Origin of the sequence: Exiguobacterium sp. s191, from assembly GCF_018618955.1 — a bacterium.
Classification (GTDB): Bacteria; Bacillota; Bacilli; order Exiguobacteriales; family Exiguobacteriaceae; genus Exiguobacterium_A; species Exiguobacterium_A abrahamii.
In genome coordinates this window covers 85,078-97,473 of sequence record NZ_JACSNC010000002.1, presented here as the reverse complement: position 1 = coordinate 97,473, position 12,396 = coordinate 85,078, and the positions used below count along the sequence as shown (strand labels likewise).

Genomic DNA, 12,396 nt, shown 5'->3' with positions numbered 1-12,396 from the left:
ACGCTTACCCTTATGCTTCTTGATCGCCCTTCCAGTTCATCATGCCGCCTTCGACGTTGACGATATCATATCCATACTGCTCGAGGAAACGACCGACGTTTTCGCTTCGCGCGCCCGCTTTACAGATTAAGTAGTAGGTTTCACCTTCTTGCAGCTCCGTATAGCGTTCACCGATCTCAGACATCGGAAGGAAGCGGACGTTCGGAATATGTCCTGCATCGTATTCATCCTGCTCTCGGACGTCAACGACGTGTAACGCTTCGCCTGCCTCTAATCGCTCTTGTAACTCGTCTACATGAATCGTTTTCATCTCGTATGACCTCCTGTATGGTTCTGCCGTAAGTGTAGCAAATCTATCGTTAAAACAAAACGAAACCGTACTTTATGAATCCCCTGATTAATAGATCAGAATCCAAATAATTATCGAAATCGATAACAAAGGTATTGATTCATTTAAATTCATTTCCACAATACAGATTAAAGCCCTAAAAGCAGACGCTTCTAGTCTGTTTTCAGGGCTTCATCTTTTTATTTTGAGACGGAAGTCTGCTTCAATGCAGCACCATTCGTAGCAATAACCTCTTTGTACCAATAGAATGAATCTTTTCGTGATCGGGCAAGTGTTCCCGAACCATCATCGTGTTTATCAACATAGATGAAACCGTATCGTTTACTGTATTCACCAGTCGACGCACTAACAAGATCAATACAACCCCAGCTCGTATACCCCATCATCTCAACGCCATCTTGAATCGCCTCCATCATGGCTTTCAAATGTCCTTCGAGATACGCAATCCGATAGGAATCATGAATCGCACCATCTGGCTCCACTTCGTCGTAAGCACCGAGTCCATTTTCGACGATGAACAGCGGAATCTGATAACGATCATACAGTTTATTTAAGATAATACGTAAACCATCCGGATCGATTTCCCAGCCCCAATCACTCGCTTTCAGATACGGATTTTTGACCCCGCTCATGATATTTCCGCCAGCTTCATCGCCATCTTTTTCTGCTTTTTCCGTCCGCGACATATAATAACTAAGCGAGAAGAAATCGACCGTATAGTCGCGTAACAGATCAAGATCACCGTCTTCGATCACCAACTCGATTCCGTTTTCTGCGAAGAAGCGGTCGGCAAATGCCGGATAAGCCCCACGGACATGGACGTCCCCGCAGAAATAGTTCATCATCCGTTCTGCCTCGAGCGCAAACTGAACATCGACTGGATTTGAACTGTACGCATATACCGGTGCAGCGATCAGCATACAGCCAATTTGCATCGACGGATCGATTTCGCGAGCCGCTTTCGTCGCTAGACTGCTCGCGACGAATTGATGATGTAACCCTTGATATGTTGACTGCAGCATATTTTCATCTTCACGCATTGCCATCCCAAGACTAAGCATCGGCATGAACTGGGCACCATTGATTTCATTGAACGTCAACCAGTACTTAACTTTCCCTTGATAGCGTTCAAACAATACTCGACTGTATCGCTCGAAGAACGTTACGAGTCGACGATCACGCCAGCCGCCGTATTCTTTTGCGAGATGGAGCGGCAATTCGTAATGCGAAATCGTCACGAGCGGCTCGATGCCGTGTTTCAACAACTCGTCAAAAACATTATCGTAAAACTGCAGTCCTGCTTCATTCGGTTCTGTCTCATCTCCATTCGGGAAGATACGACTCCAAGCGATCGACATCCGGTATGTCTTGAAGCCCATTTCAGCGAACAAAGCAATATCTTCTTTATAATGCTGGTAAAAATCGATGCCGTCATGATTCGGATACGTGTATTCGTCTTTTAATTCAAAATCGAATTGCGGATCGTGAATGACGTTCATCCGGTGTTTTCCGCCTGGCATGACGTCAGCAATCGATAATCCCTTCCCATCTGTCGCATACGCACCCTCTAGTTGATTGGCTGCAGTTGCACCGCCCCATAAAAAATCGGATTTGATCTGTTTCATGAAAAATTCCTCCTCTAATTTGGTTTAGACTAAGACGCGTAAAACATCACGCGACGGTTCGACTGTACCTTGGTACGTCGGTAAAACATCCAGGTAACTTGCTGTATTTGTGACGATAACCGGTGTTATGATGTCGTAACCCGCTTGTTTGATCTGTTCAATATTAAAACGAATCAATGGATCTCCAACTCGGATCGACTGATCATTGTCGACAAGCGATTCAAAATATTGACCATTCAACTGAACCGTATCAAGACCAATATGAACTAAAATCTCAACACCAGTGTCAGATCGTAAACCAATCGCATGTTTTGATGGATAGACGGTCACGACTTCTCCGTCAAATGGGGCGTAGACAACACCTTCATCCGGAATGATCGCGAGTCCTTTTCCCATCGCACCGCTCGAAAACACCGTATCGTTCACTTCATCCAACGAAATAATTTGTCCTTTGACCGGTGCAAGTATTGGTAAACCTACTTGTTCACTGATTGTCGGTACTTCTTCCGTGACTTGTTGCTTGTCACGTGCAAAGAAATATGTCAATCCGAACGAGACTACTGTAGCAACAGCTAGTCCGATAAGTGCACCCCAGAACGAGAGGTTGATACCGTCTTGCGGAATCATGACCGGTACTCCGAAAATCCCAAGTCCACCGAGTGCGTAGGAAGCTGTTCCCAGCGCACCGCCTACTAATCCGCCTACAGCACCACCAACGACACCGAAGATGAATGGCTTTTTACGCGGTAATGTCAAACCATACATCGCGGGTTCCGTAATACCGAAGATACCCGCAATCGTCGAAGAAGTACCCAGTCCTTTGATTTTTGGATCCTTCGCCCGCATCGTGATCGCGAAAACCGCACCCACTTGACCGAAAGTTGCCATCAATACACCAACTGTGATGGTATCAAATCCATTGACAGACAAGTTATTGATGATGATCGGTACGAGTCCCCAGTGCAGACCGAACATGACGAAGATTTGCCAAAACGCACCGATGAAAGCAATCGCTATTACTGGACTCAAGTTATAGATGAACGAGTAGCCGGCTGCTAGTCCTTGGCTGGCATACGTTGCAAGTGGACCAATTGCAAGGAAAGTTAGTGGGACAACCAACATGATGACGAGCATCGGTGTCGTGAAGTTTTTGACCGCTTCATGCGAATGACGATTAAAGAATTTTTCAAGTTTTGATGAAACGAATGTTGCCAAGATGATTGGAATAACGGACGAAGCGTAACTCATGAGGACGACTGGAATCGTCAAGAACGTTAAGCCATCACCAGAAGCCTGCAAAGCGACAATCGACGGGTAAACTAGTGCTCCCCCAATGATCATCCCGATATATGGGTTACCACCGAATTTTTTCGCCGCCGAGTGACCAAGGACGACCGGGAGGAAGTAAAATAAGGCGTCCGCTGTTGCATTTAAAACGATGTACGTCCCCATCGTCGGCGTCAACAGTCCCGTCGCTACAAGGATTGCAAGCAAGCCTTTTAGCAGTCCGCTTCCTGCCATCGGACCGAGAATTGGTGTGAAGATACCAGCAATCGTGTCGATGAAGCGATTGAACAGACTCGTTTTTTCTGTTTCTTCCGAAGTTTCCTGACCAATCCCGTTTAGTTCGTTATAGACTTCACCGACATGATTACCGATGACAACCTGGAACTGACCACCACTTTTTACGACGGTAATGATGCCCTCGACTTGTTTTAACGCTTCAGCATCTGCCTGTTGTTCGTCCTTCAATTTGAAGCGTAAACGTGTCGCACAGTGAAAGACGGTTTTAACGTTGTCTTCGCCACCAACCAAGCGCACGATATCTTGTGCAAGAGCTTGATATTTGCCCATTTGACTCACTCCATTCATATTTTTGGAATAAAAAAACCTAAACGACGGCAAGTGGAAAAACACCTGCAATCATTTAGGTTTGGCCCGTCGATGCGGTAACCATCCTTAGGATCGATTTTGTTTCATGAGATTTTCAATGTGAATCATCAAGTACAGACGCTCATCCTTCGAGACTTCATAGTCATACTTCCCAGTGATCAGATTAGCAATTTTCTCGACACAATCAAATGCGAGTGGATAACGTGATTTGACCATTTCATACAACTCCTCGTCTCCTCCAACTTTCAGTTTTGTCTTTGAGACGATTCGTTGTACAAAAAACTTCAGATGCGTTAAAAAACGAGCGTACGCATGAGATTCCTCATCCAGTTCCACCTGGAAATGGTATGTGATGATCGTCATGATCGCCTGTGTCGCCTTCGTCATTTCAGTAACGATATGCAGGCTCTCGCCTTTGACACCAGACATCGATGCATTGACGAGGTGCAAGGCGATCGAGACCGCTTCTTCTTCTTCCAAGTGAACTTCATGCCGGTCATTGATGAGTCGAACTGCCTCTTTTCCAGCAGCAAATTCCGGACCATAAAATCGTTTCACTTCCCAGACGAGCGGGTTTCGAATCACAATTCCCTCCGCATATCGTGATAGCGCATAATGAATGTGGTCGGCTAGCGTTACGTAAATCGTGTCATGGAGCGATTTGTTGAGCTTCGCTTCTGCCATCTTAACGATTTCCTTGACTGTTTCGATTTCAGCTTGCGGCATCTCATTTAAAAAGTCGATAAATCGTTCTCGGCTCTCTTTACTCTCGAGCGTAAAGATTTTTTCAATCCGTGATTCGTCAATCACATCACCCATTCGTTTTTGAAACGCGATTCCTCGCCCCATGACGACGTGTTCCTGCCCATTCGATTCAATCGCCACCACGTTATTATTAAACACTTTCACGATTTGCATGGAATCTCTCACCTCCACCCTTGAGCATCGAATTGAAAAGAAAAAACCTAAATTCATATCCATCGCCGCAACACGCAACAGATATCAATTTAGGTTTTGCCTGCTTTTGCAGTAACAATCCTGAATGGTTTATTCTTTTCCCTATTAGAATACGACGGAATTAGAATGACGTCAACTCATTTATGAAGCGCTTTCAAAATTTGTTTGTAATGAAAAACTGAGCCTAGTATTTACCAGACTCAGTTTATCGAGATCATCTCATATCTTGCTTCCAAACAATCTTGTCTATCCGTTTATTCTCCTGATGCTCGACGCGTCGACTGACGTGTCTCCTTATGCATTCCCCGTGCATAATAGACAGCAATCAGAATCGCGTACCATAGTGGTCCAACGACCAAAGCGATGCGTGTACTTGCGTCAAATGCCATCAAGACGATGACACCAGCAAGCGCCGCGAGGGCAATGTAGTTCGCGACCGGGAAAAACGGGACAGCGAATTCTGCTGAACCGTGTACCTTCCGCGCCCGCATCTGGGCGATCAGAATCATTGCCCATGTCCAAACGGCTCCGAACGTCGCAATACTCGTAACGATCGCAAAGACATCTTCCGGTAAGAAGTAGTTCAAAGCGACACCAACGAGTAAGGCGACACCTGAAAGAATTGTCGCCAGTGCCGGGACACCGTTTTTCGAGATTTTCGAGAAACGACGTGGTGCTTCACTGTTCTCGGATAAGTTCATCATCATCCGGGCTGTCGAGAAGATACCGGAGTTACATGACGAGAGTGCTGCCGTTAAGACAACGAAGTTGATGATGCCGGCTGCTGCTGGAATACCAAGTGAATCAAATAATAATACGAACGGACTACTATTGTTCGCTCCGACTTGATCCCACGGATAAATCGATAAAATGACGAAGAGCGCTCCGATGTAGAATACTAAGATTCGAAGGAAGACGTTATTGACGGCTTTTCGAATCGTTTTCTTCGGATTCTTCGCTTCCCCTGCTGTGACCCCAATCACTTCAATTCCTAAGAACGCAAACATGACCATCTGCATGGCAAGGAGTACTCCACCGAATCCGTTCGGCAGGAATCCACCATGTGACCACAGGTTTGAAATTCCAACCGGTGTGCCGCCGTTTCCAAGACCAATGACAATCGTCAAGGTCCCTAAGATGATCATGGCGACGATCGCGACGATTTTAATCAACGCAAACCAAAATTCGAATTCACCATAAAATTTAACAGCAATGAAGTTGATGCTCGTCATCAAGACAAGTGCTGCTAGTGCCCATACCCACCCCTGAGAATCCGGGAACCATACTTTCATGTAAATACCGACTGCTGTGATTTCCGCCATACACGTAAAAATCCAGAGTAACCAATAATTCCAACCTGTTAAAAAGCCAGCTAATGGACTGACATACTTCCGGGCATACTCCGCAAAACTACCAGCCACCGGCTCCCGCACTGCAAGCTCCCCAAGTGCTCGCATGATAATGAAAATGATGACACCACCAATCAGATAACCAAGTAAGATCCCTGGTCCTGCTAATTGGATCGCTTTTGCTGACCCTAGGAAGAGTCCGACACCGATTGCCGCCCCCAGCGACATCAGTGTAATGTGACGTTCTTCCAGTCCCCGATTCAACTCTGTCTGTTGTTTCATTTTTACGACGTCCTTCCCGTCTCTGTTTGTTTCTTAGCAGTTCCCCGTACCGCTACGTTGTCAGTATAAAGAAGATGTGTCGATTTTGTAAACGTTTTCATATGATATTTCTTACCAAATCCACATACTCGGAATATTCTGATTACGTTAGCAGTATAAAAAAAGGAACCTCCTGCTACTAAGTAGTATACAGGACGGCTCCTTTCGGAAAGTTACAATTGTTAATCAACTTTAGCAAGTGGCGCGTCTACTGACTCCGACTTACTCGTCAATCGGAAGATTCCATTTAGCAATAATGCCGTTAGCGATCCTGCGACGATCGGGCTGTCCGTCAAGACACGGATTTGTGACGGGAGACCGGCTACGATCTCCGGATTCGTACTGATTCCTAAACCAATTCCGAGCGCGAGTGCTACAGTGATGACGTGTTCGTTCTTCGAAAAATCGACCCGCGACAGAATACGAATCCCGCTCGCTGCGACCGTTCCGAACATGATCAACATTGCCCCACCTAGGACTGGTTTTGGAATCAACGTCGTGAATGTCGCCACTTTTGGTAAGAAGCCGAGCAAGATTAAAAATCCACCCGCAAATAAAATGACTTTACGTGTCTTCACGCCAGTCAATTGAACGAGACCGACGTTTTGGCTGTATGTCGTATACGGGAAGCTATTGAAAATACCGCCAACGATCGTCGCGACACCTTCTGCCCGGTAGCCACGTGCTAGATCCTTATCCGTTAAGCGACGATCCGTGATCTCACCAAGTGTCAAGAACACACCTGTCGATTCAACCATCGAGACGAGACCAACGAGTGTCATCGTCAAGATCGCCGTCGCATTGAATGTCGGAACGCCGAAGTAGAACGGCGTCACCATTTGGAACCATGATGCTTCCGCCACCGGACTGAAGTCGATCATCCCCATGCCGAACGCAACGAGTGTACTGATCATTACAGCAATCAAAACGGCGGCTGCTTTTGAGAAGACCGTTCCGTAACGATTCAAGATTAAAATCAAGACGATCGTCAGTCCGGCGAGTCCGAGATAACGTGCGTCACCAAAGTCCTTTACGCCCTGTCCACCCCCGATATCGTTGATTGCAGCCGGAATCAAGGATATCCCGATGATCGTCACGACAGAACCGAGGACGACTGGCGGGAACAGGACGGCGATCTTACTAAACCAGCCTGAGATGACGAGAATGATCAACCCACTCGCAATCAAAGCACCATAAATCGCCGTGATCCCTTGAAGACTACCGATCGCGATCATCGGACCGACTGCGGTGAAGGTACAACCAAGGACGACAGGAAGACCGACGCCTGTATATTTCGTGACGAGCACTTGTAGTAAGGTCGCTACGCCACACATGAAGAGATCAATCGCAACTAAATAAGCAAGTTCTTCTCCCGACAATCCGATCGCACTACCAACGATCAGCGGAACGACAGCTGCTCCTGTGTACATCGCGAGCACATGCTGAAGTCCGAGACTAGCGGCTTTGAAGTTCGATAGTCTCATACGGTCAACGAGTCAACGAACGTCGCTTTTCCGTCCTTCAACGACTCCACACGAGCGAGTGACTCGACGCGGAACCCGGCTTCGATTAACTTTTGACGTCCCGGTTGGAACGACTTTTCAATGACGATTCCAAAACCGGCAACTTCCGCACCTGCCTGCTCAACAAGACGAGCAAGACCAAATGCCGCTTCCCCGTTCGCGAGGAAATCGTCGATGATCAAGACACGTTCACCCGGTTGTAGGTATTTTTCTGCAACCGTAATCGTACTCGTCTGTTGTTTCGTAAACGAGAAGACTTCAGCTGAAATCGTTCCTTCATTCAAGGTGACGGATTTCGTCTTACGAGCATAGACCATTGGTACCCCTAAACGGAGCGCCGTCATCATTGCCGGGGCAATACCACCCGCTTCGATCGTCAAAATCCGCGTGATACCAGCATCTTGGAAGCGATCCATGAACTCATAGGCGATTTCCCACATCAAGGTCGGATCGACCTGATGGTTTAAAAAGGCATCCACTTTCAATACTTGATCCGATAATACGATTCCCTCTTGATTAATCATGTCGTGTAGACGTTTCATACATGCATTCTCCTCTTTAAAAACGAAAAAACGTACAGCCGCTACCCGGGGGCAGCCACTGTACGCCAAAAAAGAGAGCAGTAACTCACCACCCGTAGTCGGACCGTTACGGCGATCCGGTAGAGACTCGTGGGCCAATTCCCACTATTATACGAGCGTTGCTATACGTTTACGTTTCGTGATTTTCGTGATGTGTACCATTGTACGGGGTTTAGCGAAAAAGTAAAGACTTTTTCACACCGTGCTTAGGCTTGGCGTTCTTCGACTGCTTGCGCTGCCGTGATGATCGCAAGTTTGTAGACATCCTCTTCGTTACAACCGCGTGAAAGATCGTTGACCGGTTTGTTCAACCCTTGAAGGATCGGACCGATTGCTTCGAATCCACCAAGACGTTGTGCGATTTTGTAGCCAATGTTTCCAGCTTCAAGACTTGGGAAGATGAAGACGTTCGCTTGACCTGCGACATCTGATTCTGGTGCTTTTGATTTCGCGACGCTTGGAACGAATGCTGCATCGAATTGGAGTTCGCCATCGATTGCAAGCTCTGGTGCACGTTCTTTAGCAATGCGAGTTGCTTCAACGACACGCTCTGTCTCTGGTGATTTTGCTGAACCTTTTGTCGAGAAGCTGAGCAATGCTACTTTCGGATCGATCCCGAATGTTTTTGCTGTTTTCGCAGATGCGATCGCATTCTCTGCTAGATCGTTCGCATCTGGTGCGATGTTGATTGCGCAGTCTGCGAAGACGTATTGCTCATCGTCACGTACCATGATGAAGACGCCTGATGTTTTTTTATAGCCTTCTTGCATTTTGATGATTTGAAGTGCTGGACGAACTGTATCGCCTGTTGCGTGCATCGCACCCGATACAAGACCTTCTGCTTGCCCTGTATGAACGAGCATCGTACCGAACGTGTTCACGTCTTTTAAGATGACAGCACGCGCTTGCTCTTCTGTTGCTTTCCCTTTACGACGCTCAACGAACGATGCGACAAGCTCATCGATTCCAGCGTAAGAAGCAGGATCGATCGTATCAAGTCCCGTGACATCGATTCCGTTCGCTACTGCTGTTTCTTCGATTTGTACACGTGGTCCGATGACGACCGGTGTGACGAGACCGTCTTTCTTCAAACGGACAGCTGCGCCTAGAACACGCGCGTCAATTCCTTCTGGGAAGACGATTTTCGGTTGGTGCGCTTTAATCTTTTGTTCTAACATATCGAATAGTTGCATGAGTTTCTCTCCTTTTTAGGTAAACACGACGTCGTCGATTTGATCGATTTTCTTTTCCATCGTTTATTATACACAGTTCTCAATCGTTGTTAAAACAATTTGCAAAAAAGTTATCTAACAAAAGCACTGAAGCCATATTCACCGACTATTACAGTCATTTTCAAGAATGGTACAGAGACTATTTCCAAGCAACGTAATCTCCACTTCCCCTTTTACCCACTCTCTGCTTTTTTCATGTGTTACGATCTCATGGACAAAGACCTTTTCGGGCGAAGCGTTTCAATAGAATGTGATAAGATAGGATATGGAAAAAGACAACTTATTTCAGACTCAGGAGGTCATCCCATGCAACATCAAACATCTGAACCGACTGCTACGCAACAAGCCGCTGAAACACTCGACGGCTGGTATACATTACATGATTTCCGCCGGATCGATTGGTCACGCTTAAAACAAGTCGACGCAACAGACCGCGCGCGCATGATTGAAGAATTCCAAGCCTTCCTCTCAGAGCTTTCTGGTGTCGAAGCGACAAAAGACGGAAGCCATGCACTTTATACAATCATCGGTCAAAAAGCCGATCTCGTCTTGATGGTTCTTCGTCCAACGATGGAACAAATCCAAGACGTCGAAGTCAAAATGCAAAAACTCGATCTCTATGATTACTTGATCCCGACGTATTCTTACGTCTCTGTCGTCGAACTCGGTACGTACCGTGGTTCAGGCGAAGGAAACCCATACGAGAACCCTTACGTGCGTGATCGTCTCTATCCAATCTTGCCGCAAGCGAAGCACATCTGCTTCTACCCGATGAGCAAGTCGCGTCGCGATGGCGACAACTGGTACACGCTCTCAATGGAGAAACGTAAAGAGCTCATGTATCGTCATGGTATGATTGGTCGGAGTTATGCTGGGAAAATTCAGCAAATCATCGGTGGATCAACTGGATTTGACGATTGGGAATGGGGCGTCACGCTCTTCTCAGACGACATTCTCCAGTTCAAGAAAATCGTCTATGAAATGCGTTTTGACGAAGTCAGCGCGAAGTACGGTGAGTTTGGTGAGTTCTTCATCGGGAACCGTCTCGAAAGTGAACAATTAAGTACTCATTTTGCACTTTAATGTGTTGAATGACGTTTGATTGAAATATCTCATGGGAATATACTCCTTGCGGCTACAAAACAGGCTATAAAATAGTAGGTTGATTACGCAAGGAGGAATTACCATGGGGAATGCTATGAACCGATCGACACGATCGCGTGAATTGCAATTCGCTGTGCTTTCAAAAGAGCTGAAACCGGTTGCAGATCGTGTACTGGATCGCTATGAGCAAGCATTATCGAAGCTAAACAAAACACAAACGACAAAACGATGAACTCGTTTTGATACTTACGCCTACTCCATCGCGAGTAGGCGTTTTTCATACAAAAAAAGACCGTTTTTCTTCATGACGGAAGAAAAACGGTCAATCCTCATAGTCCTTTGTAGGCACCAATTGCGACAAAGATCCATGCTGCGATGAACAAGACGCCACCAATCGGTGTGATAGCACCCAGTTTTGTTACATTCGTCAATGCCATGACGTACAGACTACCGGAGAAGAAGACGATTCCGGCAAGCATCAGCCATGCAGCCAACGACCATTGCGGGATCGATGCTTTTAATAAGAGTCCCCCGAGTGCTAGAATACCGAGCGAGTGTACCATCTGGTAAAGTACGCCTGTCTGCCAGTTCGCGAGCATCCGTTCCGTCAACATATCTTTTAAGGCGTGTGCACCGAATGCACCTAGTGCGACCGATAACATCATCGAGATCGCGCCAATCATAATGAAAACTTTCATGCTTATTCTCCCCCTAACCGTCGTGCTGGTAAATTCCATTCATAATAATACGATAGCATACGTAAAACGGTGATGAGTCCGAGCAATGTGAACAAATGTAGAGGATTCGTCAATTGGAAACGATCAATCACAAGTGCTGCCATGACGGCCCACATCGCATAGATCTCTTTATGCAAGACGAGTGGTTTCCGACCAGCGAGTAAATCGCGAATTACTCCACCACCAACACCAGTCAGCACAGCAGCTGAAATCGTTGCTGACAATGGCAGTCCTTTTGCTGTCGCCATCAAAGCACCTTGAATCGCAAACGCAGACAATCCGAGCGCATCCGCGAGGACGCCCCAACGTGTCCAGTGCGGCAAGAACAACTGGGGTAACATGAAGATCAACAACGCAACGAGAATCGCGACTAAAAAGAGACCACCTTGCGACCAGAGAGCCGATACCGGTACACCAATCAGTAAATTACGAATAGCACCCCCGCCGAATGCTGTGATCAAAGCAAGTAACCAGACACCGAATAAATCATATTTTTCTTCCATCGCAACAATCGCACCACTCATCGCAAAAGCGACCGTGCCGATGATATTCAATAAGTCCCAGGACATGCGCACATTTCACCTTTCTACAAAGAAATTCCAATACTTACTATACTCTCTTTTTAGTTTCCGTAAAGCATTAATTTTCTGTCACCGTTTCGACCGTTTGCGAGTGACGTTTTTAGGTAAAGTAACCTATACTGAAACAAACTGTACAGGAAGCTA

The 12,396-nt window shown here is 46.6% G+C and carries 12 protein-coding genes and 1 riboswitch; of the genes, 2 read left to right on the top strand and 10 right to left on the bottom strand.

From position 1 onward, the window contains the following. Positions 1-10 precede the first annotated feature (10 nt). The 8 genes from KNQ09_RS12140 to pta all read right to left on the bottom strand — a co-directional run bounded on the left by KNQ09_RS12140 (position 11) and on the right by pta (position 9,791). Positions 11-310 carry a rhodanese-like domain-containing protein gene (locus KNQ09_RS12140; protein WP_023466762.1) on the bottom strand — a complete coding sequence of 100 codons (300 nt, stop codon included), beginning with the start codon at positions 308-310 and terminating at the stop codon, positions 11-13. 218 nt (positions 311-528) lie between these two features. Continuing rightward, a complete protein-coding gene (locus tag KNQ09_RS12135) occupies positions 529-1,974 on the bottom strand; it encodes a glycoside hydrolase family 1 protein (protein WP_214858679.1) in 1,446 nt (481 codons plus the stop codon). Positions 1,975-1,998: 24 nt separating this feature from the next. Continuing rightward, complete coding sequence (locus tag KNQ09_RS12130; protein ID WP_214858678.1) at positions 1,999-3,828, bottom strand: beta-glucoside-specific PTS transporter subunit IIABC; 1,830 nt, start codon at positions 3,826-3,828, stop codon at positions 1,999-2,001. Positions 3,829-3,933: 105 nt separating this feature from the next. Continuing rightward, positions 3,934-4,785: a BglG family transcription antiterminator LicT gene (gene licT / locus KNQ09_RS12125; protein ID WP_174315909.1), complete on the bottom strand. Its 852-nt coding sequence runs from the start codon at positions 4,783-4,785 to the stop codon at positions 3,934-3,936. A 293-nt stretch (positions 4,786-5,078) separates the two neighbouring features. Next, the gene (locus KNQ09_RS12120; protein ID WP_035399195.1) at positions 5,079-6,455 is read right to left on the bottom strand and encodes an amino acid permease; all 1,377 of its coding nucleotides are present in this window, start codon (positions 6,453-6,455) and stop codon (positions 5,079-5,081) included. Between the two features lie 221 nt (positions 6,456-6,676). Continuing rightward, on the bottom strand, positions 6,677-7,978 hold the full coding sequence (locus KNQ09_RS12115; protein ID WP_214724838.1) for a nucleobase:cation symporter-2 family protein: 1,302 nt from the start codon (positions 7,976-7,978) through the stop codon (positions 6,677-6,679). Next, positions 7,975-8,559 carry a xanthine phosphoribosyltransferase gene (locus KNQ09_RS12110; RefSeq protein ID WP_214858677.1) on the bottom strand — a complete coding sequence of 195 codons (585 nt, stop codon included), beginning with the start codon at positions 8,557-8,559 and terminating at the stop codon, positions 7,975-7,977. Before KNQ09_RS12110 ends, KNQ09_RS12115 begins: the two co-directional genes overlap by 4 nt. A gap of 75 nt (positions 8,560-8,634) precedes the next feature. Then, a riboswitch (purine riboswitch) is annotated at positions 8,635-8,734 on the bottom strand. A gap of 70 nt (positions 8,735-8,804) precedes the next feature. Beyond that, positions 8,805-9,791 carry a phosphate acetyltransferase gene (gene pta, locus KNQ09_RS12105; RefSeq protein ID WP_214858676.1) on the bottom strand — a complete coding sequence of 329 codons (987 nt, stop codon included), beginning with the start codon at positions 9,789-9,791 and terminating at the stop codon, positions 8,805-8,807. A gap of 345 nt (positions 9,792-10,136) precedes the next feature. On the opposite strand from pta, the gene hemQ reads away from it, so the two are divergent. Further along, complete coding sequence (gene hemQ / locus KNQ09_RS12100) at positions 10,137-10,913, top strand: hydrogen peroxide-dependent heme synthase (protein ID WP_214858675.1); 777 nt, start codon at positions 10,137-10,139, stop codon at positions 10,911-10,913. Between the two features lie 103 nt (positions 10,914-11,016). Then, complete coding sequence (locus KNQ09_RS12095; protein WP_023466754.1) at positions 11,017-11,166, top strand: hypothetical protein; 150 nt, start codon at positions 11,017-11,019, stop codon at positions 11,164-11,166. 97 nt (positions 11,167-11,263) lie between these two features. Here the strand turns inward: KNQ09_RS12095 and KNQ09_RS12090 are convergent, their stop codons facing one another. Beyond that, entirely contained in the window at positions 11,264-11,632 is a 369-nt protein-coding gene (locus KNQ09_RS12090; RefSeq protein WP_023466753.1) for a DUF423 domain-containing protein, read from the bottom strand. A 2-nt stretch (positions 11,633-11,634) separates the two neighbouring features. Then, the gene (locus tag KNQ09_RS12085) at positions 11,635-12,240 is read right to left on the bottom strand and encodes a trimeric intracellular cation channel family protein (RefSeq protein WP_023466752.1); all 606 of its coding nucleotides are present in this window, start codon (positions 12,238-12,240) and stop codon (positions 11,635-11,637) included. Positions 12,241-12,396: the final 156 nt, after the last annotated feature.